At 32.7% G+C, this 25,363-nt stretch carries 27 protein-coding genes; 8 read left to right on the forward strand and 19 right to left on the reverse strand.

The window, feature by feature from the left end; genetic code table 11:
• Positions 1–43: 43 nt before the first annotated feature.
• Together ROY99_02605 and ROY99_02610 are read left to right on the forward strand one after the other, a co-directional pair.
• Complete coding sequence (locus ROY99_02605) at positions 44–1,327, forward strand: IS4 family transposase (GenBank protein MDT3695253.1); 1,284 nt, start codon at positions 44–46, stop codon at positions 1,325–1,327.
• Between the two features lie 178 nt (positions 1,328–1,505).
• The gene (locus tag ROY99_02610) at positions 1,506–3,107 is read left to right on the forward strand and encodes a hypothetical protein (protein ID MDT3695254.1); all 1,602 of its coding nucleotides are present in this window, start codon (positions 1,506–1,508) and stop codon (positions 3,105–3,107) included.
• Between the two features lie 521 nt (positions 3,108–3,628).
• Here the strand turns inward: ROY99_02610 and ROY99_02615 are convergent.
• The 4 genes from ROY99_02615 to ROY99_02630 all read right to left on the reverse strand — a co-directional run bounded on the left by ROY99_02615 (position 3,629) and on the right by ROY99_02630 (position 7,814).
• On the reverse strand, positions 3,629–4,852 hold the full coding sequence (locus ROY99_02615; GenBank protein ID MDT3695255.1) for a C1 family peptidase: 1,224 nt from the start codon (positions 4,850–4,852) through the stop codon (positions 3,629–3,631).
• A 162-nt stretch (positions 4,853–5,014) separates the two neighbouring features.
• Positions 5,015–5,278 carry a hypothetical protein gene (locus ROY99_02620; GenBank protein ID MDT3695256.1) on the reverse strand — a complete coding sequence of 88 codons (264 nt, stop codon included), beginning with the start codon at positions 5,276–5,278 and terminating at the stop codon, positions 5,015–5,017.
• A 28-nt stretch (positions 5,279–5,306) separates the two neighbouring features.
• Complete coding sequence (locus ROY99_02625; protein MDT3695257.1) at positions 5,307–6,449, reverse strand: acyl-CoA dehydrogenase family protein; 1,143 nt, start codon at positions 6,447–6,449, stop codon at positions 5,307–5,309.
• A gap of 612 nt (positions 6,450–7,061) precedes the next feature.
• On the reverse strand, positions 7,062–7,814 hold the full coding sequence (locus ROY99_02630; GenBank protein ID MDT3695258.1) for a methyltransferase domain-containing protein: 753 nt from the start codon (positions 7,812–7,814) through the stop codon (positions 7,062–7,064).
• 364 nt (positions 7,815–8,178) lie between these two features.
• Between ROY99_02630 and ROY99_02635 the strand changes: the two genes are divergently transcribed.
• Positions 8,179–9,069, forward strand: a complete 891-nt coding sequence (locus ROY99_02635; GenBank protein MDT3695259.1) for a carbohydrate kinase — start codon at positions 8,179–8,181, stop codon at positions 9,067–9,069.
• Between the two features lie 56 nt (positions 9,070–9,125).
• A complete protein-coding gene (locus ROY99_02640) occupies positions 9,126–10,559 on the forward strand; it encodes a hypothetical protein (protein ID MDT3695260.1) in 1,434 nt (477 codons plus the stop codon).
• Between the two features lie 18 nt (positions 10,560–10,577).
• Here the strand turns inward: ROY99_02640 and ROY99_02645 are convergent, their stop codons facing one another.
• On the reverse strand, positions 10,578–11,006 hold the full coding sequence (locus ROY99_02645; GenBank protein MDT3695261.1) for an acyl-CoA thioesterase: 429 nt from the start codon (positions 11,004–11,006) through the stop codon (positions 10,578–10,580).
• Entirely contained in the window at positions 11,007–11,591 is a 585-nt protein-coding gene (gene hisH / locus ROY99_02650) for an imidazole glycerol phosphate synthase subunit HisH (protein MDT3695262.1), read from the reverse strand.
• Between the two features lie 314 nt (positions 11,592–11,905).
• On the opposite strand from hisH, the gene ROY99_02655 reads away from it, so the two are divergent.
• Positions 11,906–12,829: an NAD-dependent epimerase/dehydratase family protein gene (locus ROY99_02655; GenBank protein MDT3695263.1), complete on the forward strand. Its 924-nt coding sequence runs from the start codon at positions 11,906–11,908 to the stop codon at positions 12,827–12,829.
• Here the strand turns inward: ROY99_02655 and ROY99_02660 are convergent.
• The 6 genes from ROY99_02660 to sulP form a co-directional block, all read right to left on the reverse strand.
• Positions 12,826–13,770 (reverse strand): serine hydrolase, encoded by a 945-nt coding sequence (locus ROY99_02660; protein MDT3695264.1) that lies wholly within the window; start codon positions 13,768–13,770, stop codon positions 12,826–12,828. The two genes, ROY99_02655 and ROY99_02660, sit on opposite strands and share 4 nt — an antisense overlap.
• On the reverse strand, positions 13,767–14,285 hold the full coding sequence (locus ROY99_02665) for a DinB family protein (protein ID MDT3695265.1): 519 nt from the start codon (positions 14,283–14,285) through the stop codon (positions 13,767–13,769). Before ROY99_02665 ends, ROY99_02660 begins: the two co-directional genes overlap by 4 nt.
• A 9-nt stretch (positions 14,286–14,294) precedes the next feature.
• The gene (locus ROY99_02670) at positions 14,295–14,540 is read right to left on the reverse strand and encodes a hypothetical protein (GenBank protein MDT3695266.1); all 246 of its coding nucleotides are present in this window, start codon (positions 14,538–14,540) and stop codon (positions 14,295–14,297) included.
• 250 nt (positions 14,541–14,790) lie between these two features.
• A complete protein-coding gene (locus tag ROY99_02675; GenBank protein MDT3695267.1) occupies positions 14,791–15,075 on the reverse strand; it encodes a hypothetical protein in 285 nt (94 codons plus the stop codon).
• 41 nt (positions 15,076–15,116) lie between these two features.
• On the reverse strand, positions 15,117–15,254 hold the full coding sequence (locus tag ROY99_02680) for a hypothetical protein (protein ID MDT3695268.1): 138 nt from the start codon (positions 15,252–15,254) through the stop codon (positions 15,117–15,119).
• Positions 15,255–15,257: 3 nt separating this feature from the next.
• Positions 15,258–16,964 (reverse strand): sulfate permease, encoded by a 1,707-nt coding sequence (gene sulP / locus ROY99_02685; protein ID MDT3695269.1) that lies wholly within the window; start codon positions 16,962–16,964, stop codon positions 15,258–15,260.
• 166 nt (positions 16,965–17,130) lie between these two features.
• Between sulP and ROY99_02690 the strand changes: the two genes are divergently transcribed.
• Both ROY99_02690 and ROY99_02695 read left to right on the forward strand, forming a co-directional pair.
• Positions 17,131–17,433, forward strand: a complete 303-nt coding sequence (locus ROY99_02690) for a hypothetical protein (GenBank protein MDT3695270.1) — start codon at positions 17,131–17,133, stop codon at positions 17,431–17,433.
• A 31-nt stretch (positions 17,434–17,464) separates the two neighbouring features.
• Complete coding sequence (locus ROY99_02695) at positions 17,465–18,451, forward strand: methyltransferase (GenBank protein ID MDT3695271.1); 987 nt, start codon at positions 17,465–17,467, stop codon at positions 18,449–18,451.
• Between the two features lie 10 nt (positions 18,452–18,461).
• On the opposite strand, the gene ROY99_02700 is transcribed toward ROY99_02695, so the two are convergent.
• The 5 genes from ROY99_02700 to ROY99_02720 form a co-directional block, all read right to left on the reverse strand.
• The gene (locus tag ROY99_02700) at positions 18,462–18,890 is read right to left on the reverse strand and encodes a hypothetical protein (GenBank protein ID MDT3695272.1); all 429 of its coding nucleotides are present in this window, start codon (positions 18,888–18,890) and stop codon (positions 18,462–18,464) included.
• A gap of 7 nt (positions 18,891–18,897) precedes the next feature.
• Positions 18,898–19,251, reverse strand: coding sequence for a GIY-YIG nuclease family protein (locus ROY99_02705; protein ID MDT3695273.1), 354 nt, complete (start codon positions 19,249–19,251; stop codon positions 18,898–18,900).
• Entirely contained in the window at positions 19,248–19,898 is a 651-nt protein-coding gene (locus ROY99_02710; GenBank protein ID MDT3695274.1) for a hypothetical protein, read from the reverse strand. Before ROY99_02710 ends, ROY99_02705 begins: the two co-directional genes overlap by 4 nt.
• Positions 19,899–19,917: 19 nt before the next feature.
• Positions 19,918–20,361 (reverse strand): DUF1572 family protein, encoded by a 444-nt coding sequence (locus ROY99_02715; GenBank protein MDT3695275.1) that lies wholly within the window; start codon positions 20,359–20,361, stop codon positions 19,918–19,920.
• 109 nt (positions 20,362–20,470) lie between these two features.
• Entirely contained in the window at positions 20,471–21,190 is a 720-nt protein-coding gene (locus ROY99_02720) for a peroxiredoxin (GenBank protein MDT3695276.1), read from the reverse strand.
• A gap of 492 nt (positions 21,191–21,682) precedes the next feature.
• On the opposite strand from ROY99_02720, the gene ROY99_02725 reads away from it, so the two are divergent.
• Positions 21,683–22,255 carry an outer membrane beta-barrel protein gene (locus tag ROY99_02725; protein ID MDT3695277.1) on the forward strand — a complete coding sequence of 191 codons (573 nt, stop codon included), beginning with the start codon at positions 21,683–21,685 and terminating at the stop codon, positions 22,253–22,255.
• A 211-nt stretch (positions 22,256–22,466) separates the two neighbouring features.
• Here ROY99_02725 and ROY99_02730 read toward each other — a convergent pair whose 3' ends face one another.
• Positions 22,467–23,570, reverse strand: coding sequence for a helix-turn-helix domain-containing protein (locus ROY99_02730; protein MDT3695278.1), 1,104 nt, complete (start codon positions 23,568–23,570; stop codon positions 22,467–22,469).
• Between the two features lie 234 nt (positions 23,571–23,804).
• On the reverse strand, positions 23,805–25,352 hold the full coding sequence (locus ROY99_02735; protein MDT3695279.1) for a GMC oxidoreductase: 1,548 nt from the start codon (positions 25,350–25,352) through the stop codon (positions 23,805–23,807).
• Between the last annotated feature and the right edge of the window lie 11 nt (positions 25,353–25,363).

A 25,363-nucleotide genomic window follows, 5' to 3' on the forward strand; every position in this document is an offset into this window, starting at 1 on the left:
AGAATCGCAACTAATTATAGAAATAAAATGAGTGGGTTGTTTTATGAAAGAAAAGCATATCTGTCCAAAACGACAAAAAAGAAATCCCTCAAATAAAGGTGGTAAATTTGTTTTGACAATAAAAAACACCAAACTTTATCGAGGGATTGTAATGGTAAATGTAACACTTTTTAGTCAGATTTTACAAAAAATAAACAGAAACATTTTTGCAAGGGTAATAAAAGAATACTCAACAGATAAACATAATAAGGGAATAAATAGCTGGACGCATTTAGTAACGATGTTATTCGGTCAGTTTGCAAAATGTCAGTCAATAAGAGAAATAACAAATGGATTATTATCAATATCAGGTAATCTGAATCATTTGGGAATTCAAAGGAAATCACCTTCTAAATCATCTTTATCTTACATAAATGCTACAAGAGACTGGCAGATGTTCAGGGAGTTATTCTTTTCACTGTATGAAGATTTTCAGAAGAGAGGTTATTTCCAAAGGAAAAAATTTAAGGGAATTAAGAAAAAAATATTTATGCTGGATAGTACAATAATCAGCGTATGTATAAAAGTATTCGATTGGGCAAAATATAAAAAAGAAAAAGGAGCCATAAAGCTTCATACGCTTCTAGATTATGATGGCTGTATGCCCAAATATGTGTATATGACCGATGGAAAGAAAGCAGATGTGAAACACGCAAATTATATGCTTTTACCAGAGAGCTCAGTAATAGTTGCTGACAGAGCATACATAGACTTTAAGATGCTCTATCGGTGGATGAAAGAGAAAATAATATTTGTAATAAAACTAAAAGATGCAATCAAATATGAACAAGTAAAAGAATTTCCTTTGCCGGAAGGAAAAGATGAGCATATACTTAAGGATGAAAAAATCAGGTTAACCGGTGTGGATACCAAAGACCATTATCCTGAGTGCTTAAGACGAGTGGTAGTATATTCCGAAACAGAAAAAGCAGATGTGGAGATAATAACAAACAATTTTTCTTGGACAGCACAAACAATATCAGAGCTATATAAACAGCGATGGTCGATAGAAACATTCTTCAAAGAGCTTAAACAACACTTAAAAATCAAATCTTTTTTAGGAACAACTGAGAATGCGATGTGGATACAGATTTGGACAGCATTGATAACTTTGCTGCTGTTGAAATATCTAAAAGAGATATCCAAATATGGATGGAGTTTATCAAATTTAATTGCTTTTCTAAGAATGAATTTGTTTGTAAAGATTTTATTAACTGAATGGCTTGATAATCCTTTTAAGCCGCCAGAGGATCTTTCTATGAAACTAAGACAAGAAAATTTATTCTAAGAGGGGGATATTTGGGAAGTTATTTTATAATCTGTCCAAAAAAACTTATTAAGAAACCTTTTTCTCTTTTTCTAATTTATTTTGGACAGCACTGAAGAAAAGAGAGATTTTTATTGTTGAAATTGACTTACCGAATTCGATTCAATAACTTTACTAAATAAGTTAAAATGGAAGATAGATGACATTATTTTCGATAAAGAAGTTCTCTTATAAAGAAAAAAGATGGGGGTTCTTATTTTTACTCACCATATTGAGCATCTTTGGTTTTATTAATATACTAAACTCAACAAAATCTTCTCAGATAGGGATAACACCAGATTCTGTTAATTATATAGCTGCTGCTCGAAGCATAGTATCTGGCAGTGGTATAACAATTTTCAATAATAACCCGTTAGTTTTGTATCCCCCACTTTATCCAATATGTTTAGCCTCAATTGATTTGAGTATAGGAATAGACCCCATTAACTCAGTCGGTATTTTTAATGCTATTCTATTTGGGATAATTATATACCTAACAGGTTTGCTAATATTTAAACATATGAATTCATCAGTAATACTTTCGTTGCTAGGAACATCAACAATTTTGTTTGGAGTCCCATTGATAGTTGTTACCCTACTAGCCATGAGCGAACCTCTTTTTATTCTTTTAGTATTAGTTTATTTAATTATTATAGAGTTATATATAGAAAGACAAAATTTAATCACACTCTTAATTCTTTCATTCACAGTAGCCCTTGCATGTCTCACCCGATATATTGGGGTGTTTTTAATTATCACTGGGGCTTCCACTATTATATTACTGAACAAAAATAAAATCTCTTTGAGATTAAAAGATTTAACAGTTTTTGTTTTAATTTCCATAATTCCAATTACGGTATATTTAATTAGAAATTATTTTTTATCGGGTACTTTTGCAGGAAGCAGACCAACCTCGAAATTTTCTTTATGGCAAAATATAAGTTTTACTTATAATACTATTTTATCATGGTACAGCCCGAAGAGAGTTTTTTTTGATTCATCCATTTTTGCTCTTCTCTTAATTATAGCTGGACTACTAGTTGTTTGGATAATATTGTTAAATCGAAAGAAAATATTGAGGATATTAGTAAAATACTTCAATTTAATTTTTGTCATAATCATTTATTTACTTTTTCTAATATTTTCTTCAACTACTGTTGCATACAATACAATAGGTAATAGGCTACTTTCACCTGTATTTATTCCAATAACTGTTTTTCTTCTCATTTTAGGGTTGAAAGCATTTAGCTTTCTAATAAAAACTTATTCACATAAGACCTATAGGATTATTGTACTATCAGCCATAATATTTCTTTGGGTGCTTTTATTGTTTCCCAATTATGCTCAGATTTCAACGCCACTCTGGGGAAATGAAGTGATACGAGAGTTGGGATATAATGAATATTACTGGAAGGAGAATCAAACTGCTAAATATTTTCAGAAAGATATTCAACCAACAAATGGAACTTTAATATATTCAAATGAGCCATATGCTCTTTATATTTTAACGAATATTATATCTGAAATAAGTCCTTATAATTCTGAATTATTAAATGGACTATCCTCTTATAAAGAGACAAAAAATATCTTACATTTAAAAGGATTATGGCCAAAGGAAAATAATTCTTATCTGGTTTGGTTTAATAGATATAGTTATCTCAAACCCAGCCTATTTAAAATTGAAGATTTAATGATGATTGCTGACTTTCAATTAGTTAGGCGTCTAGATGATGGGGCAGTCTATTTAATACGAAGAAAATAACTTATAATACTTTAGACTACTTTAATTGATTTTAAATAAATGTTTATAATAAAATTGCCGAATAAATTTAGTTGTGTTTCAAAAGATTGATTCTCATCCAATCAAGATTTTGGTTTAGGTTTTTTTAATTTTCATTTTGAGACTCCATTTAATTGTTTTTGTTTTTTTTGTTATTACAAAATTATTGATTATTTGGAGTCTCTTTTAATTAAACTTTTTCAACAAAGAAGTAATTTATACCGAAACTTTTAGTATGAATTATTTTTTAATCAATTATTATAATATAAAGTGGTTTATCTCATTCTGATTTCTTCTAGTCAACAATTGTTGATGAATTTCTAATTTAGATTTGAATCCGACTTGATTGTAATCTTCCTCGGTCATTTCATTGAAAGGTTTGAAAATAAAATCATACATAAGTGTGCCGAAGTTGTTGTAAAAATAATGGCACGCAGATGACACAGATATAACTGATCAGCGCAGATCAGAACAATCTGCGTCCTCAGCGTGCTATTTGTTTTCTAGTTATTGAACCTTGAGAAATAATCTTTAAACGCATCTTTATGAACCATAAAATCCATTATCTTCAGCTTAACATAATCTTCGTGATAGAAATAATATCCTTTGTCACCAGTATTAAAAGCTCCTGAGCCGGAATCTTTTATTAAAAACCATGTGTTTCCGTTTTTTTCCTGATAGCCAACTAAATGAATTCCGTGATCATCGGTTGTTGTTTCATTACTGAAACGGAATTGTCTTGAATTCTCATCAATATACTCTGAAGGTATATCAAATGTGGGAACAACAGCAGATTTTGTCCAGCTATCGTATCCTGCTTCGCTTACATCCCCGCCAATTGACATTGTGTAACCATTCTTAATTGCGTTTTTAATTATTTTCATAAAGTCATCGAGTGGAACATTGTAGTAATCTTTACTGTGCCACCAGTTGTCAGGAACCTGATACTCACCTTGCTGCCAGTATGGTTTCTGCATATACGACAGAACATCAACATAGTCATCCGGATTTAATTTTAGATAATTTGAAAGATATTCTTTCGGTGAATATTTTTTCCCTTCAACAACAACTTCTGTTGGAGGTACTGTCATATAATAATTAAGAATTGATTTAACTACACTAATAACTTCATTCTCATCCCATGCATTTGATTCTTTAACACTGTTTAAATATCCATTAATCTCTTTAATAAGTTTACTATGATCATAGGCTTTTTGTTCTGGCAGCAAACCGGTATATGATTCCCGTGGTACCGTACCATATTTTTTATATATTCTTGTAACAGCATTTGCTTCAGAACCTTCGCCGACAAGAGATTTACCGCGGGTGCGAACAAATTCAGTTACTTTTTCAACATACTCCCAATAAGCAGTAAACATTTGGGAAAGTGTAACTTTTTTTCCGGTTAAACGATAGACCTCTGATTCAAAAAATGATGTTGTAGAAAAAGACCAGCAGGTACCAGTCTGACCTTGATTAACAGGATCAGAATGCCAGTAATACTTAAACTCCTCTTTAGATTTGGGTAAATCAATACCAGAAAAATCAAGTCTAAACATTTCCCTTTTTTCTTTGGGCGGATTGTTAAACTCGTCGATCATTTTTCTAACTTCAAAATAATATCCGGGCTTTGGCTCGGTAAATACTCCCTTGTTTTTTTCCTGTGCAGTGACAAATGAAGTTGAAATTAGAATTGATACGGTAAGTATATATAAGTAGGATTTCATACTTTTAACCTTTATAAAGATTGATGAAAAGTAAATTATTTTTTGCTGAACAAATTTAGATATATTAAGAACGAGTGAAAATTAAAAACAAAAAAAATTCCCTGGCAGATTGAAGGAGGCACAAACAATCTGCCGGGAATGTAAAGCGAGAATACGGTAACTTTAGTACGATATATCGCTTATTTCAATCATCTCGGTTTTTTTATCATATTTTTTCAGGTATTCAACAAACTCTGAGTTGAGGAACTTCTGATGAGTTTTCTTATAAGCATTAAGGTATCTTTCCACCTGCTTATGAGTCAACACGCTTTTCATATAATTTTTCTTTTCATTATCATCAAAAAAGATCCGATAATAATAAAGCTTAGCAGGCTTAGATTTTGCTTTAACTGCAGCAGTCTTTTTTGTTATTTTTTTTACTGGCATTTCTTCTCTCCAGGTATTACTAAATCAATTAAACTTTTCCGTTTTTCTTAATTAATTCTCTTGCAATAATTCCTTTTTGTATCTCATTCGTTCCCTCAAAAATCCTGTTAATACGGCTATCACGATAAGTTCTTTCAATAGAAAGCTCTTGTGAATAACCCATACCACCATGAATCTGAACTGCAAAATCTACTATCTTATCCAGCGATTCCGAACAATAATATTTAACGATTGCTGATTGTCTTGAAATATCTTTCTTCAAATCATAATCAACAGCAGTTCTATAAACGATAGATTCCATATTGTAAATCATAACCGCCATTTCAGCAAGCATAAATTGTATCGCCTGAAACTGTGCAATTGGCTGATCAAACTGAATTCTCTCTTTTGCATACTTTGTAGATAATTCAAGCAGCTCTTTTGAAACTCCAAGACAGGCGGCGCCCAATCCTAATCTTCCGGCATCAAGAGTTTTCATTGCATATATAAAACCACGACCATCTTTCCCGATTAAATTTTCTTTTGGTATATGCATATCTTCAAAACTTAAAGCATTTGTTACACTGCCCCTTATTCCCATTTTCTTTTCCGGTGGTCCTGCTTTAAAACCCGGAGTGTTTGTTTCCACATAAAACAAAGAAATTCCTTTTTCAGTTCTTGCAAACAGAGAAATAACATCGGCGATACCCCCGTTAGTTATCCATAATTTTTCGCCATTAATTATCCATTCATCTCCCTTCATTTCAGCTTTTGTCTTCAGATGAAACGAATCAGAACCAGCTTGTGCTTCGGTTAAACCGAATGCTGCAATTTTTTCTCCGGATGCCAAAGGAGGAATATATTTTTTTCTCTGTTCTTCATCTGCTCCATTAAAAATAGCATTTGTTCCTATTGACTGATGTGCCCCAATAAAAGTTGCAGTACTCATACAACCGCGGGCAATTTCTTCCTGCATCAAACAATAACCAACTTCTCCAAAACCGCCGCCGCCATATTCTTCAGGAAAGGATACTCCTAAGAATCCAAGCTCAGCCATTTTTTGAATTAACTCTTTAGGGATATATCCTTCTTCATCAATTTTGGCTGCTATTGGTTTAATCTCGTTAATGGTAAATTCCCGAACCATTTCTCGGAGCATATTCTGCTCATCGGTAAACTTAAATTCAAACATAGAAAAGATGCCTGCTTTTTTTGTCGATTGTTATTGTCAAATAATATTCCATTTAGAATGGCTCGATATTGCTTAAAATATCAACGAAAACAAACCGCAAAATCCATCTGCTTTTCATATCAAAGAAGCTGTATAAATGATGTTCTTAATTGTGAGAAGTAAACAAGTAATCTGTTGTGAACTTATTTTGCATTCAGACACTTTATGCAACTCCGGAGAACCACCAAACTTCTCTTAAAATCCAATTCGCTATAACTTTAATGTTTAACATTATATCCTAAACAAACGTAAATCTGTTCTGAGCTGAGTTTTCTTGATTAAAGTAATTTATTTCCTTTCATAATCAATGGTTAAATATACTTCAAAACTGTTTGGCTAATCATTCATTTTTGCTGTGAGTTGATAAAGATGCTTTCCATTAAATATTAGTAAATGCATACCTGAAAATTTGTAGCTGAAGGATAAGGCTTAATTATTTACCCGGATTGGATATTGTATATAAGATGGTTGCTAAACCTATAACAATTTATTCTACAGTCTGTCTATAAGTTGTATTATTAATAGTTTATCGATTAATAACAATATATTTATTTAAGCAGGTGTGATTCTGATTTATTTTTTTGCACTAACGATATAAAAGTTAATTAATGTTTTAAAAATTGTGTTTGGGGTGCTTTTTATCTGTGCTTTTATTTTTTTAATTCCCCTCTCATATTCCTGTTCCGAAAGATTTGCAAGCTGGGAACTGTGAAGCTTCTGCAGAAATGGATCATTGAATACTTCGCTGCCAATTCGTTCGTTAAAAACTTTTTCTGCTATACTTATATCCGTTTCATAAAAACCTTCTTTATTCAAAAGTTTCTTGATTGAATCCACAGAAATAAATCTCATTAAATCGTTCTGATACACATTTTCAAAATAATCATAAACATACCATTCCTTATCTATCTGTGGATCAACTCCGATTACAGCAATCATTCCATTTTGTTTTAAAACTCTTTTACATTCAACAATAAACTTGTGTTTATCCGGAAAATGATGAATTGCATTTACACAAAAAATCAAATCCACAGAATTACATTCAATCGGAATACTGCAGGCATCAGCATTAATTATTTTAGCATTTGAGTTTTCTTTATCAAAACTTTTTAACATCTCTAAAGAATAATCCAGACCAATAACCTTAAGATTTAAGTCTTCTAAAGATTTTATCCACTTCCCTGTTCCGCATCCGGCTTCTAAAATAATCTTATATTTATTTTTACGGATTAACTGTTTTAATAAATCCTCAATGTTAGACAAATAATTTTCTTTATATCGATTGTTGTATGTTTGAGCAATTTTAGAGTAATCAGTTTTTTGCATTTGGTACTTTTATTAGAATTATTTCCTTATAAACAATTGTTAAAAATATAATATTAGCATCGCTTAGCATTTTCAGCAGTGAAATATTTTTTGTTCGTCCAATATACATCTATTAAATCTTCAGCTTTATTTACAAGCTGCCATCCGGTTTGTATAAACTATTAAAGAACGGAAGAAGTTACCTGAGAAATTACTCAAAATTGCCTGTTTTAGAAAATATTTTTAATATTGGAGAAAAAAATCTCAGGCATTATTCTTGGGAATATTAAATTTGTGAAGAGTTTTGTGTTGATAAATATTCATTTAGTTATCATATTAATTAGTAGTTATTTAACAAATTATAGGAAGTAATAGTCCCCGTTTTATGAATATAACTTCGATAGGAGAGATACTGTTTGATATCTATCCCAGCCACAAGAAGCTTGGCGGCGCCCCGCTTAATTTTATTTACCATATAAAAAAACTAACTGATAACGGAAATATTATCAGTCGGGTTGGTAAGGATGTTTTGGGTAATAAAGCAGCCAATGAGTTAAAGCTCGCAGATATTTCTTTAGATTACATTCAGCAGGATAATCTTCGTTCTACCGGCAAAGCAAATGTTACACTCAATGAAGATGGTGAGCCAAAGTTTAATATAGATTCGGATTCAGCTTTTGATTATATAGAACTTAATGCTGAAAATGAGAATCTGATAAGTTCAGAAACTGATTGTCTTTATTTTGGAACACTTGCACAGCGATCAGAAGTTTCCAGAAATACTATACAATCTCTATTCAACCGGGGGGTAAAGTATTTTGCTGATCTTAATCTACGAGAAAAATTTTTTGATGAAGATATTTTAACCTCTACTTTAAAAGCAGCAGATTTTATAAAAGTTAATTATCAGGAAATGCACACACTTAACGATTTATTTTTACAATCTGATTATAACACAGAGAAGGTTGCGTATGAATTGATGGAAAGGTTTGGAATCAATATGATTGCTGTAACCAGAGGAAAAGACGGTTCTTCAATTTTTGAAAATGGTAAAAGATTCGATTACTCAAGTGTTGATGTAAAAGTTTTAGATACAACCGGTGCCGGTGATGCTTTTTCTGCAATACTGTGTATTGGATATCTTCAAGGGCAGGAGAACACATTTATTAATAAACTTGCAAACGAATTTGCAAATGAGATTTGTAAACTTGAAGGTGCTCTTCCTAAAAACGACCGGATTTACGAAGAGTTTAGAGAACAGTTGGGTTTTTTTTAGGATATTTTTCAATTACAAATTAATTTTTAGTTTTCATTATCAATTATTGGTTGATTATGAAAACTATCTTTCTTTGTTTTATTCTTACTGCAATTGTTTCAGCTCAAAATATTTCTGATACAAGGCTAAGAACAATTACTAATTTACTTGTCTTTAATTCACCTGAGATTTCTAAATTTGTTTTGCCTGAAGAATTTGAAACAGCAAATAGATTCGGGATTACATATAAAGGAGTAGAGAATAAATTTTTTATAGCAAACGAATTTCCAAAGATTGATACCGGCTTAAAGGTTGAATATAAAACAGAATTAATCGAAGATGATTATAGTTTGTTAACAATTTCCATCCCTTCTAAAAAAATTTTAAAAGAATACTATTTGAAAGACTCGTCCATCGTTTCAAAATCTTATTTTTATTCACGGAATTGGCAAACAAAGGAATCTGATCATTTTAAGTTTTACATCAGCGATAAAACTTTATTTAATGATTACTCGATTAATCAGCTTGAATTATTTATCAGCAGAATGATTAAAGTTCTGAAATTTTCAGAAGAGCAGATCAACAAAATCAAGCAAAAGAAGATTTATTATTTTTTATGCAAGGATGAAACCGAAATTCAGAGAGTAACCGGGTTTATTACGCGCGGCATGTATATTCTTGCACAAGATTATATTGTAACCACCTATAACACGCATTATCATGAACTTGAACATTTTCTTATCAACTTTAAGCTAAAAGAATTGCCGCTTTATACCAATCCTTTTCTTCAGGAAGGTTTAGCGGTTGCGCTTGGCGGACGCGGCGGATTAAATGCTAACACAATTTTGGAAACTGGTGTTTTTATCGTTAAGTCGGGTTTTGCAGATTATACGAGGTTATTAAACAGAAGAGAATTTCTAAATACGGACGCATCAATTTCATATCCTGTTTCAGGGCTTTATACAGATTTTTTGATTAAAGAAATCGGAACAGAAAGGTTTGTTGAACTTTACAAAAAATATTCAGCAAGCAGTGATTTAATTAAGATTGAAACAATAGACGAAAAGGATTTACCAACACAGGATAGGTGGAATTTATTTATTGATTCTTTACTGAATAAGAATCCAATTCAGAATGCTGGGAATTTTTATGAGAATAATTTTTATCCCATAATAGTTAAAGAGAACTTTGAGATTTATAAGAACGATGAGGAATATTTATTCAAAATAAAAGATACTCTGTTAATCAAATCATCTAAAAATATTTCCGAATATAAAAGCAAATTATTGGCAGAGCATTTTCCGGATAAATTATATCTATCTGAAAAATACTTAATCACAGCAAATCTAAATGAAATATCTGTTTATAATCTTTACTCGAATAATCTTATTGGAAAATATATTGCTTCGTTTTCTATTCCGCCAAAACTTGTAACCATACAAAATAATTTTTATGTGTTCTCTGTTAGAAAAGATTTATTTGATGAGGAGCTCAGAGCGATTGATTTTTAGATTTGATAACCCTGGAGATCAAATATTGTGTCTTTCTATAATATCTTCCGGAATCCTTGATGGTCTGCCGGATGATATTGAAACGAGAGTGTAAAGTATTTTACCCTCAACACAGACTTTATTTGTAGATTTATTGAAAACCCATACATTTATTGTAACCTGTGCCCCGCTCCAATGACCAACCTGAGTTTTAACGACTGCAATATCACCAAACTTCATTTCTCTTTTATATTTTAATTGAACTTCACTTGCAAACCAGGTAAATCCTCTTTCAAAATATTCCTCCATCGGAACCTTATAACAATCACGCATCTGAATAAATCTTGCAGTCTGAATGTAATCAAGATATTTAGAGTTGTGAACATGATTGTTCATATCAATATCATCGGGACGAACAATGATCTCTGTTTCAAAAACTGAGTTTGTGTTATTATCCGGATTAGTCATTTACATTTCTATAAAATTTTGTAAAACTTTTAACCCTGCATCACCCGACATTTCGGGATGAAACTGAACTGCATAAGCATGATCTTTTTCAATCGAAGCGCAGCATTTATTTTTTTCAAAATAAGTTGAGGTTGATAAATCACTTTTGATCAGATAAAATGAATTATTAAAATAAAACTCTGACTGATCGTTTATACCATTAAACAAAACACTTGGTTTGCAAATACTAACTCTCTGCATTCCTTTATAAGAATTCTCATCTATTGACTGGTCAAACCTGGCTGCTGTTCCGGGAAAGAAACCGAGGCACGGAAAATTTCCTTCGTTCGAGTAATCTGACATTAACTGCATTCCAAGCCCGATTCCGAGAATGGGTTTTTTAACAACCCGAAGCACAGAATAAAGATTAAGCAATTGGATTTTCCGCATAACAGTTATTGCGCTTCCGCATCCTGCTAAAATAATTTTATCAGAATTACAGATATCAGATTCTTTTTTAGATACACTGAAATCATCTGTTATTTGTTTTAAAGATGCTGCAACCCTATCAATGCAAACATCACCGTAATCTACTAAGGTTATCATTTATTATTCTAAAAATTCACGCACCAAAAATCAACAAAACTTATGGAGTATTCAATAGTCGTAAAATTCTTTATTAATTGATTTGCATTAAATGATAAAAACAATTAAAGAATAATTCCGGGCTGGCAGCTGAACCTTTGTTTTTCAGCAATTATTTAATGTTGAGATAAATTGCGTAGAAATTAATTCAGAATTGCTGCTGAATTCTCGGCATAATAATGAGATTATTCTCACAATGTATTGTTTTTGTGATATGAATTAAAACCAGATACATTTTTAAAACAAATATTTGCGCAAAAGAAAATTAAATTATTATGCAAACAATTTTAGGCTCAACTGGTGTAATCGGTACCGGGCTTGCAAAATCCCTGACACAATACACAGACAAAATCAGATTAGTTAGCAGAAATCCAAAACAAGTAAATTCAACAGACCAGCTTGTAACTGCGGATCTTACAGATGCTCATCAGACTTTAACTGCTGTTGAAGGTTCTGATGTTGTTTATCTTACTATAGGACTGCAGTACAAAACAAGTGTCTGGATAGAAAAGTGGCCTTTAATAATGAACAATGTTATCAATGCCTGCAAAGAGCACAAAGCAAAGCTGGTTTATTTTGATAATGTTTATTGTTATGGTTTGGTCAAGGGCTGGATGAAAGAAGATACACGCATTAATCCAATAAGTAAAAAGGGGGAAGTACGCGCACAAATTGCACAGATGCTTATGAGTGAGGTAGATAAAGGAGGCTTTGATGCTATAATTGCCCGGTCTGCTGATTTCTATGGACCAAATACTCCGCTAAGTTTTGTTACAGTAACTGTGTTTAATAATTTGATAAAAGGGAAAAAAGCTCAATGGTTTATTGATGCAGATAAAAAGCACTCTATGACCTATACACCCGATGCTGTAAAAGCAACTGCTATTTTGGGAAATACAAGCTCTGCTTATAATCAAATCTGGCATCTTCCTACAAGCAAAAATGTATTAACAGGTAAGGAATTTATCGAACAGGCTGCTAAAGAGTTTGGAGTAAAACAAGATTATATGGTGCTAAAAAAATGGATGCTGCAAATGATCGGATATTTTATACCCGTCATAAGAGAAAGCTTAGAAATGTTATATCAGAACGAGTACGACTATTTGTTTGATAGTACAAAGTTTGAAAAGGCATTTAATTTTATTCCAACCGATTATAAAGATGGTATTGCTGCAACAGTAAAATCGATGAATGTTTAATATCTGCTCTTTATTAGTTCATAAACTTTTTGTGATAAGATTTTGAATTTGGGTAATGCCAAATCTTCCTCAAGCGGAATGAAGCAAGCAACTATATATTTAACTTTTCCATCAACAACAATTCCAACATCATTTGTCCAGTATGAAAACCACCCCGTTTTATGATAGAACATAGCATTGTGTGGTAACCCTTGAGCAAGCTTTGATTTATCAAGCTGTCTTCCCAATAAAGTTTTCAATTGCAGACTAACCCATTCGTTAACAAGAGAGTTTGTATAAATTTTATACATAAAATCTGCAGCGTGTAAAGCACAGGTTTCTGTTCCTCTTATATTTTCATAACCAGGATCTTCAAATTTTCTTTTTAAAAACTTTCTTGTTACTTCGCTTCCATACCATCCGTATAAATGTAAAAGGCTGTCAATGTTTCTTCTCTGTGCAATATCAATCAAACAATTTGATGCAGAGTTATCGCTGCGTGTAATCATTAAATCCAGAAGATAGTTCACATTAACTGTATCACCCTCTTTCAGCAATGATCTCGGATCTGTACTGATCTCACTTTTCCTGTCAACTATATTCGGTTCATTGGCTACATAGGATTGGTATAAAGAATATTTCCCTTCTGATACCTGATGTAATATTTCTGCGGCAACATACATTTTATAAACAGAAGCCGGATAAATAAAATTTTTATAATTAACTCCGCCAAGTTTCGGTTCATCAGAAGTTAAATCAATAACTGCAAATGAGATTTGTTCTATTCCATCTTCACCCACATCGAAATCACGTGCAAGATCAAGCTCTGAAACAATACTGTAAAGTTCTTTAGAAAATTCCTCATCAACTTTGTAATAATCAGGAACTTGAACCTGCTGAGAGCAGAGATTTCCGGCTAAAAGTAAAAATGAAATGCTTAATTGCAATATGAAAATTTTCATCTTAAAATATCTCCCCAATCTGATGTTGGTTTGCCGAGCCAGATCCAGAATATTAAATCTACCATTGCTGGTTCACCGCCAAGCTCTCTGAATCTTAAATTTATCTGTCCCCGATGATATGAGCTGTGAGAAACTATCTGCAGCATAGTTTCATGCATTGTAGCTGGAACAGCCTTTTTGCCTGTTTTTCTTTCCATAAAAATTGACCAGGGAATTTTTATTTCTTTCTCTATAATATTCATTTTTTTAGATTTGATAAACTCAATAAGTTTCTGCTGATATTCAAATCCCCATTTTGCAATTGATTTGAGATCATTAAACTCCTCTGGTTTGGCAATCTCGATTGGTATATCATTCCATAAAAAATAAAACGCATATTGTACTTGATGAAGATGATAAATGAGTTTTTTAATTTTATCATCATCTTGCGCCGCATTAAGAGATAAAACCTTTTTCCAAATCTCAGCATCAGCCCACAACATATGATAAAAAAGTATGCTTAAATCAGAGTTCATTAATATTCCTTAACAGTTTTTATTAAAAATTATATTATCAATTTCAATGATGTTATCCAGTCTGATTGTTATTTCCTTATCAGTTTTAAGATATTCGGTTTTGTCTTTTGAAAACAGATCAGTAATAACACACTCAATCAATTCATTTTCATTTTTATCGTTGAGAAAAAGAATGTTAACTTTTTGTTTTCTAAGTGCCCGAAGCTCAAGCTCATCATAAAGTCCGCAGGCTATCGGCTTATATTTTTTATCCATAGAAAAATCCATTATTTATTTTCCCTATCTGGAGTTCTGTTTTTCATTTGGTTCAGCTTCTTGATTTTAATTGTTTTTCCAAACTTAAGCAAAGATATTTTTATATCTTTTAGGAAATATTCCTCTCTTATTTTTATTACGAGCTGAATCATTAATTACAAATATTAAACCTCAGATTCATTAGAATACCCGAAAAATTTTTACTTTTTAGTACAATAAATCTTATTTAATGCAATCAAGTTATTCAAATTTATGTAATCACAATGAGTAATGTTCTTGAAGTAAAAAACTTAACAAAAGTATTTAAGGATTTTACTGCGGTTAATTCAATTTCCTTTTCAGTTGAGAAAGGAGAAATATTCCAGAGAAAAGCACTGCTTAATGCTGCAATTGAAACAACAACATCACGAAATAAATAATATGTTCCGAAAGTTTCAGCTTTTGCATCTTCCGGCGCTAAATCCATAATTAAAACTTTTCTTGCAGGTTCACCAAATTCTTTTAATCCTCTGATAATAAATGTAACTATCAGCATTAAGTATGACCGGGAGAAATAAACGATGACAAACTTAACAATCAAAAAAGTATTGTTCCTAGTTGATGTGCAGTTTGCTCACCGAATGCTGGAAGAAGAACACCAACCCGAAATGTTGCAACAACGATTGCACTGATTGTAAGTATGAACCAGATAGCGAGAGATTTTAAATAAAGCATTTACTAATTTTTTTCTCTTGTAACTACAGGGACAAAGTCTGCTGGTCGTCCAAGTTTGGGTAACTCGAGAATTTCTCTTGCGCGGTCAAGTGCATCATCGATATTACCATGCACATTATCTTCACCGATCTTATTGATAAATTCTGCCTGAGCTAAAGCCATTAATGGCTGTGTATGAACTCCGGAAAGCACAAGATGAGTTCCATGCTTTTTTGTTTCTTTCAAAAGTTGTTCAAGTGCATGAATTCCGGTTGAATCAATCGCCGGGACATCGCGCATCCTGATAATAATTACTTTAGACGGATTTTCAACTATTCTGACAGTATCTCTGAACTTCGAAACAGCACCAAAGAAGAAAGGACCGTTGATTTCAAAAACTTCTACACCATCAGGAACTTTTTTATTTTGAATTGAATTCGAGTCAACAACTTCCTCTTCATCTTTCAGTTCTCTGGTGATAATTCCGACGTTTGTAACCATTGCCATCCGCCGCATGAATAAAAGCACAGCGAGTATCATACCTATTTGAATAGCAATTGTAAGATCAAAAATTATTGTCAGTAAAAATGTTGTGAGCAATACAGCAATATCACTTTTGGGATATTTAAATACTTCAACAAAAGATCTCCATTCGCTCATATTATAAGCGACAACTATCAAAATAGCAGCAAGAGCAGCCATTGGAATTAATTTTGCCCATTGTCCGAAAAAAAGCATTATTAATAAAAGTACAAATGCATGAACTATACCGGCAACAGGCGTACGTCCTCCGTTTTTAATATTAGTTGCAGTTCTTGCGATCGCACCGGTTGCAGGAATACCACCGAACAAAGGTGTAATAATATTCGCAGCACCCTGTGCAACCAGTTCCATATTTGATCGATGTCTTCCACCAATCATACCATCTGCAACCACTGCAGAAAGTAAAGATTCGATTGCAGCAAGCAATGCAATTGTTGTAGCCGGACTGATTAAATTTCGTATCACTTCAAAATCGAAATGCGGGAGTGCCGGAGAAGGAATTGAAGACGGAATATCTCCAAACCTGCTTCCTATAGTTTCAACCGGAAGATGAAATATCTGAACAAGAAGAGTTGAAATTATTATTGCTACAATTGAACCTGGAATTCTGTGAGTAATTCGCGGAAAGAATATGATAATTAATAATGAAGCAACACCTATTAATAAAGCCCAGTAGTTTATCGAAAATAAATTCTGAGAGTAAATAATCCACTTTTCAAAAAATTCTGATGGAACTGAAACAAGATTCAATCCGAAAAAATCTTTTATCTGTGAAGAAAAAATTATCAGTGCAATTCCACTTGTAAATCCAACAATTACAGGATGAGGAATAAATTTTATAATTGATCCGAATTTCGCAAACCCCATTATTACAAGAATAACTCCCGCCATTATCGTTGCGATAATTAATCCATTAGTTCCGTACTGCTGGACTATTCCATATACAATAATTATGAACGCACCTGTTGGACCGCCGATCTGAACTCTGCTTCCACCCAAAAAAGAAATTATGAAACCAGCAATAACTGCAGTAAGTAATCCTTTGTCCGGAGTAACACCGGAAGCAATTCCAAATGCAATTGCAAGGGGTAAAGCTACAATTCCAACAATAACTCCAGCTGTTAAATCAGATGTAAATTGCTTTTTTGAATAATCTTTGAGAGTGGTAAAAAGTTTTGGATATAACAATTGTAGTTTAAATAAGTCTATGAATTTTTATAATAAAGTCGAACAAAGATAATTTGAATATATTTTCTTAACAAGAAGTAAGAAAAATTTTAATCAAAATTATGCCTGTATACATATGGACTTTTTTGTTTATGTTCACTTATCAATTTAAAATGGAATTTAACCTTTGAAATTAAATATTACTGTTTTAATCACTTTTGTGATTTTAACAGCTTGTTCAGCTTCAAACAAAATTTCAACCAGTTGGAAAAGTCCTGAAGTAACTGATGAATCGACAAAGTTCCAGACTGTTGCAGTATTTACAATGGTAAAAAATTCTGATATGCGTATGGATGTTGAAGAGGCAATTGCCAGCCAGATGCTGAATACTATTGCAGTTCCTTCATATAAGATGATTACAAATGAAGAACTCGCAGTATCTGTAAAGAGTCAATTGATTGAGGATGGATTGTTAGATCCAACAAAGTGATAATTATTTAATTTAAAGAACATAATCCGTAATGAACGAGTTAAAATCCGCTGATGATATCCGTGAATTAGCAAATGCTTTCCGTGAAAGCCGCATATTACTTTCTGCTATCGAATTAAATATATTTTCGGTGATAGACAAACATTTGATTCCAACTGAAGAAATCTCCAATAAAATAAATACAGATCTTAGAGCAACTGACCGATTGCTTAATGCTTTATGCGCGATGGGATTATTAAAAAAAGTCAAAGGAAAGTTTTACAACTCTGATTTGGCTTCAAAATATCTTGTTAAAGATAAACCTGATTTTATGGGAAATCTTTTTCATACAAATCATCTCTGGAAGTTATGGAGTAATCTAACGGAATCAGTAAAGCAGGGTACTTCGCAAAAGGGTGAGCAGACTGAAGAAGAAAAACACAATTGGACTGAATCGTTTATCGAAGCAATGCACTACCGCGGAGTTAATCAGGGAAAGATTCTCGCAATGATGATCGATCTTTCAAATGTAAAAACAATGCTTGATGTAGGCGGCGGGTCTGCAGCATTTTCAATAGAGATTGTGAAAAGTAATCCATCAGTAAAAGCAACTGTTCTTGATCTGCCCCAGGTAATCCCATTAACAAAAAAATATGCGGCTGAAGCAGGGCTGTTTAACAATTTCAATTTCATTGAAGGCAGCTATCATTCTTTAGATTTTGAAGGTGAATATGATTTGATTCTTTTGTCAGCAATTATCCATATAAACAGTTATGAACAAAATAAAATGCTGATAAATAAATGTGTAAACGCTTTGAGTAAAAACGGCACTCTGATAATAAATGATTTTATAATGAGCGACGATAGAACAAAACCTTATCACGGCACCTTGTTTTCGCTTAATATGCTGGTTGGTACTGCTAACGGTGATACTTATACAGAAAAAGAAATCAGAGAATGGTTTGAATCGGCTGGTCTTTCGAAGATTGAAAGAAAGAATACTTCCTTCGGTTCAGATCTGATGATCGCTGTGAAATAATTTTCTGAAGCTATCGAAGCTGTTCTCCTTCAAATCGTCCCCAGTTTATTACACCGCGAAAACCAATATAACTCCACATTCCATCAATTTTGTATGGAAGTCTCATTGAACAATTAAGTAATACATTATTATCAATCATTCCGGGATTGAGATTTAACGAAAAATCTCCGAGCATATTTGTTGTTCCTTCGAAACTGCCGTAACCAATTTGAGGTCCGATGTTTTCACAATTGGAAACAAGACGAAAACGCCAACCGCCCTTTACTTCGATTGAATCAATAGATTCAATCCACAAATATCCTTCAATGATTTTGTTCCAGGAGCTGTCATAGCCAGTGTATTTGTAAGATTTTGGAAAAGAATTTAGATCGGAATTATCCTCACAGGAATAAAAAATCAATAATGAAAAAACTGATAAACACAGAATTAAAGTTTTCATAAAATTCTCAATATTCTTTATTATAGAAACGGACTCCCTCTTCCTTTAGTTTTTCAATCCATATTTTTTCCAGCATTTTCAGTTCTTTATCTATTTCCTGTTGTGTTTCATCTTTCAGTTCCAATTCATCCAGAATTTTTATTTCGAATTCTTTTTCTCCGAGTTTTTTGTAATCATCAATTAACTGCTGAAACGGAAAGCTTTCCATCTTTAAAGTAAACTGAAATCTTCTTATTACAGACGGCAAATCTTTGCTTATCCCAATGAACATTTTATTGTCATGTAAATTATGTACAGCAAAAATCCCAGCCGGCTGTTTTTTTAATTTGTAATCTTCTTTTATTTGTTTCTTGTTTATCATGCTGTTGTTCTGTTTTTATCAACCCAATAACCCCAGAGAATTATTAACCACTGTGCGTTTCCAACAATTGCGATTGCTTTTACTGAATCTGGTGGAGGACTAAAAAGATTTGAAACATATATAAGCACCAAGAAAACAATCAGCCCAATTAAAGAATAAGTACCTGTTTTGTTTTTACTCTTTGTTATCTTGTAATAGAGATAAATTCCTGCGATAAAGATTAATCCTTCAACAAATAACGTAGCAGTAAAACTATTCCATAAACCGAATCCGACTTTTATTCCTTCTCCGGGAAAAACAGGAAGGTCAGGAATGTGAACGAGTAAATCTAAAAACCAGTGGCTGATTACAAGCAAGCCGAGTACAACTGATGTCTTTAAATTCTTTTTGAGGAAGTAATAAACAGCTCCGAATAATATTCCCCAGACAACGGCTGCGAACAGACTATGAGTAAACGGGTAGTAAGTAAAATCAAGAGGAGTAACTGCAGAAATACCGGGCTTTATTTCTACTTTTTCAATTCCAAGCAAAAGAAAAATTGGCCAGATAAGATCAATCCACTGTGCCGCCATAAAATAAGTTCCAAGAGAAGCAGACTTGCTGAATTTTTTTCCAGCAAACCCGACACCAAAATGACCAATAAACATTTAATCCTCATTTTTAAAATTATTTATCAAACAACTTCCTATGGAAGTTAATCTGACCTAAATGGTAATTAAGATAGCATACTGTATTAATAAGCATCTGACAATTTGTGATTCTCTGATTATTAAAAAGCAATGGATAATCCTGATTAAGTATCTCGTCAGTAATATTATCTAATGTCTTTTCAACTACAACAACTGTTTCATCAATCTGTTTGATTAACTCACTTACAGAAATATCATTTTGTGAAAGTTCTAAATCACGATTTCTAATATAACCTGACTTTCCAATTACAGCACCGATAAAGTGATTAAGATTTCCAAGAAGATGAAGACATAAATTGGCGGCTGAATAAGGAATATCTTCTTTTTTCTTCCAGATGTTTTCAGAATTTTTGTAAGAAGATATCTCCCTTTTAAGCTTATCCAAATCTCTAACAATTGATGATTTAATTCCATCAATCATATCAATCCTTTTCACAAACTGTTCGATTAGTTCATTCTCAAAAATAGCCGTTTAAAAATAATAAAGCCCCGATAAATATTTCGGGGCTTTACAGACTTTTATTAAAAAATTATTTTTTCTTCAATACTTTTTTCAATACTTCTTCTTTTGTAATCGGCTTTGTGCAGAAGAACCAATCATGGCACTTAACATCTTTTTCTTTTCCATCCATTCTGTCTTTTGCAGTACCGCAAGAGCCGGCAGTAGGGATAATCACATCATCACCAGGTCTCCAGTCAGCAGGAGTAGCAATACTAAATTCATCTGCAGTTTGTAATGCAATTAATACTCTATAAAGTTCATCAAAATTTCTGCCCAGACTTAATGGATAATAAATAATCGTTCTGATAATTCCTTTCGGATCAATAAAGAAAACTGCACGTACAGCTTTTGTATTACTTTCGCCGGGCTGAAGCATTCCATACTTATTTGCAACTTCCATTGTAATATCTTCAATCAAAGGAAAAGTTACTTCAACATTTTTCATTCCTTTGTATTCAATTTTTTCTTTTATTGTTCTTAACCATGCAATGTGACTGTAAAGACCATCAACTGAAAGCCCGACAAGCTCGCAGTTAGCTTCATTGAATTGTTTTTCCATTGTTGCAAATGTCATAAACTCTGATGTGCAAACAGGAGTAAAGTCGGCAGGATGACTGAATAGTATTACCCATTTGCCGGAATAATCTGCCGGGAAATTAATATCCCCTTGTGTTGTAACTGCTTTAAATGAAGGAGCTTTATCGCCTATTCTTGGCATTGCGGTGATTGTTTGAGTTGTCTGTTCCATTTTTATCTCTCCTAATTATTTTTTTTTGAATTGATGACTGTATGATGAAGAATGCTAAGCAAAGATTCTGTGTTTCATATTAACTGCAGCACAATGAAAGAATATTTCCGTTTACTTGCAAGTCATTGAAGAAATATTTGATTTGCTGGGGAGCAATTATTGATCAGTTTAAACTGTGAAGACGTAATTCAGTTATTCAATTGTTAAATCAGTTAAGAATGAACATAGCCCGACAGTTTATAAATTTTTAATCGCTGCCACGAATTCAGGAATGCTCAGCTTTCTTAAAAAGTAAACACTTTTTTCGAGCTATTTCTATTACTGCATTGTAATTCTACAAATATTAAAACTATAATAAGTTCCATCCCATTGGTATAAACTACATTTTTATAAAGATATGGTGTTAACCCATTAGCTTAAGCGAATCCGCCTTTAATTTGCAGCAAATTTGTCCCGTCAATTTTTTTAATTAAAACAAAAAGGAGTAATAAAATGAAAAATTTGATCATCGCAGTTTTTGTATTCTTATTAACTGCTCAAATATCCGCACAGGATTTATCGCTTTCACAGACAGGAAATATCAATCATAATCAATTTTATGTTGATCTTGTTGGTAAAACTGCTGCACTAAACAGCAACTGGGGACTTTTTGGCGGAATGAAAGCCGGGTACAATATCAATCCAAATGTTAGTATTGGATTAGCTGCTTTCGGAATGATTCCAAATCATTTAGGTGGTTCATATATTAATCAGAAAGGGAGAGATACACTACACTTTGGCTATGGTGGTGTTGATGCTTCTTATAAATTTAATATATCGAAAAGTTTTTCATTCATAGGAATGATGATGATTGGTGCCGGTCGTGTTGATTATGAAAACTTAGGCGGTAACGATTATTTTTTCATAGTGGAACCCGGAGTCTCGATCAGCTTTATGATAACTGAGTGGTTTGGTTTAAGTGCTTCGGCAGATTATCGTTTAGCAGCTGGGGTGAAATATGCTGATTTCTCCAACGCAAGTTTTAGCGGCTGGTCAACAGATTTAAGTTTTAAATTTGGATTTTAATCTTGCTGATAATTCTATTACATACTTTAGATTGGCAGTAAATAAAACCTCTGCCAATCTCTTGTATAATCAATAAACAAATATTCGTCAAAGAGCAATGTTAAGAGAAAGAGCATCAATTATTATTAGTGTAATTTCGGTAACGATCGTGCTTTTGGGTTTATTGTTATTGTTATTAGAATAGCATTGTTACCAAACAAATTTCAGGATGTCAGGATATCTGCTTCTTGTATTGTGATGGCGTTGTTCCAGTATGTTTCTTAAAGATTGTATTAAATGCAGATTTTGAATTAAAGCCGGAATCAAATGCAATTGCAATAAGACTGAAATTATCAGATTCTTTTTCTACCAGCCTTTGTTTTACTTCTTCTACTCTGTAGTGATTTATAAAATCATAAAAGTTTTTTTTGAGTCTGGTGTTTAAAACTTCTGAAAGATTGTGAGTTGAAATTGATAATTTATCAGCTAGCTGCCGTAATGTCAGCTCGCTATTTAAATACGGTTTGTCGGTTTCCATTATTTTGAGCAGCTTATTCAAATAATCAACTGCCTCTTCGTTTGTAAGACCGGATCTCTGATAACTTGTTCTTTCTGCCGGCTTTATGTTTGATTCAGTTGATTGTTTGTCATCAGGTCTTTGAATCGTACTGTCAAATATTTGGGGTTGTCGTAAACTCAGATATCCTATTGAATAAATCAGAATAGTTGCCGCTGTATAAATAAGATAATCCAGCTTTATATTTTTTCCGAAGAATATATTTACTATGTAGCTTATCACTACAACACCCCAAACAAAAATTAATCCCACGGTTAAATGACGGAGCCAGTTTAGATTGATGCGTTCGACGTTTGAAAATGAATTTCTGATTTTATTATTATAGACCCTTACAACCTTAATGGTCAGAAAGACGTAGATTATTCCATGAACTGGTTTCAAGTAGCTGATTATTTCAATTCCCGGCAACGATTTTACGGCTCCGGCTTTCATTAAAGCTAATTTGAATTCACTGCTTCTTAGATAAACAAACACAATTCCATAAATCACCACAAGAACAAATGGGATGAAGTGCAGATAATATTTTGGATTAAAATAATTATCGCCCGAACTTATTAATCTTGAATAGATGTAAAAGATGGGTCCGAATAAAAATGGGAAAGAGTAAGTAATTCCAATAAAATGAGGATACTCCTTGTAATATCCAAACATAATATAAGCTGAATTGAAGACATCAAAAGAAAGCGCAAGCATTGCAAATGCAAGAACAACATTGGCAGCACGATTAATTTTTTTAGTAAATAATAGTACTGATAACAATAAACCCTGAATCGTACCTAATATTAATATGTATTCAACTATCTTAATGCTGATAACTCCATTAAAATAACTTTAAAAAATTAATACTCTTTTTGCTGAAAACAATGAAAGTAAATAAGAATTATAATATTGAGGGATATCCGCAACTGGTTATAACAATTATATCCGCCGCATCCAAAATACAAGTCCGGATACCAGCTTGCATATCATCATAGGGAATAAATTAAACTAATTTCAATTATATACTATATGATTTTGCAAACGAGAGGGTTTGAATCTGTTTACCATATAAGCAGCAATCCGCTCTGCATTTGCAAGTATAGTTAAACTTGAGTTGACAGCAAGTGAAGTTGGAATTGCGGCTCCATCAGTAACAAATATTCCCGGATAGTCGAAAACTTCGCCATTTGAATTTACCACGCCATTATTTTTACTTTCAGCCATTCTGCAAGAACCAATCATATGAGAAGTTGTAAAAATAATACCATTTTCAGGAGCACCTTCAGCGTTAACATTTTCAATTTTCAAAACTTCACATCCGTTTCGCGAAAGTATTGAATTGAGCAAGCTTTTTGTCTGCTTATAATATTTACGTAACTCATCATCAATTGTAAGCTCGGTGGTAAAAGTGCTGCCGTTGCACTTGATTTCAGCAGAAGGTTTAGTGCATCCGAGTGCATACAAAACAATCATTCTTCTTCTGTAGAGTTTCATAAGATCAACATTATCCTTTCCCCACCATGATGAATTTTGTTTGCTGGTAATTCTGATTCTTGCATCGCTTGTAACCACCAGCGGTAAGGGTTTAGCAGAAGAAATAGTAATACCCATCGAATCAAAAAAATGATAGCTGATCATTCCCGGATGGGACATCCCGCTGAACATATCCCCTTCAATAAATCCTTCGGGTAAAAGACCTGCTGCTTTAACACTACCATTAAATGCTACATTTTTTCCAACATGAAAACTAAGAAAAGGCAGATATACTTTGGAGGCAAGAAGAAGTTTAGCAGTACCAATAGTTCCTCCTCCGAGTATTATAAACTTTGCTTTTATATCAAAATATTCTTTATCCTTTGTATTAAAACATCTTACTTCGTATCTGTTAGGAATTGCATCAGAATAATTTACATTTTTAGACTTCTGAACCTGATTTAGTATTGGTCGGATATATTTTGCTTCGATGCTGCATAAAATCTGCATTCCATTCTTTCGTGCTTCTGGTAAATAATTATAATGCAGAGATTGTTTAGCACCGAATATACAGCCTGATATACAATAACCGCTTCCCATACAATTCTTAACAGCATATCTTGCCCGGTCGCAGCTATAGCCTAAATTTTTCATAAGAAGTGAAAATGCCGCACCAGATTTCGGAATCCTGTCATTAGAGATTTGCTCTACATTTAGCATTTTTTCCGCTATGTCATAATAATGATCCATTTTACTTCTTGTGATATTTTCAGTCCAGTATTTTCTTCCGCTTTGATCTCTGAGATCAAAAATTTTGGACGGTGCTCTGAGCGAAACCATCTCATAAAATCCTGAGCCGCCTCCAAGAGCTTCAGCATATGTAAATTTTATATTGCCGCCAGATAATCCCTTGAGATATTCAAGAAAATATTTTGGATCCTGAGTTTGCTTAAAATCATTTTCAGGTTCTATATACTTTCCTTTTTCAATCATCAATACTTTAAAGCCGGCTTCTGATAATCTTAAAGCCGGAGCAGCAGCTCCAAAGCCGCTTCCAATAACCAGAACTTCTGTTTCTAAAGTTTCCATTTTATTTCCCT

Origin of the sequence: Ignavibacterium sp. (assembly GCA_032027145.1) — a bacterium.
In the GTDB taxonomy this organism is placed as follows: Bacteria; Bacteroidota; Ignavibacteria; order Ignavibacteriales; family Ignavibacteriaceae; genus IGN3.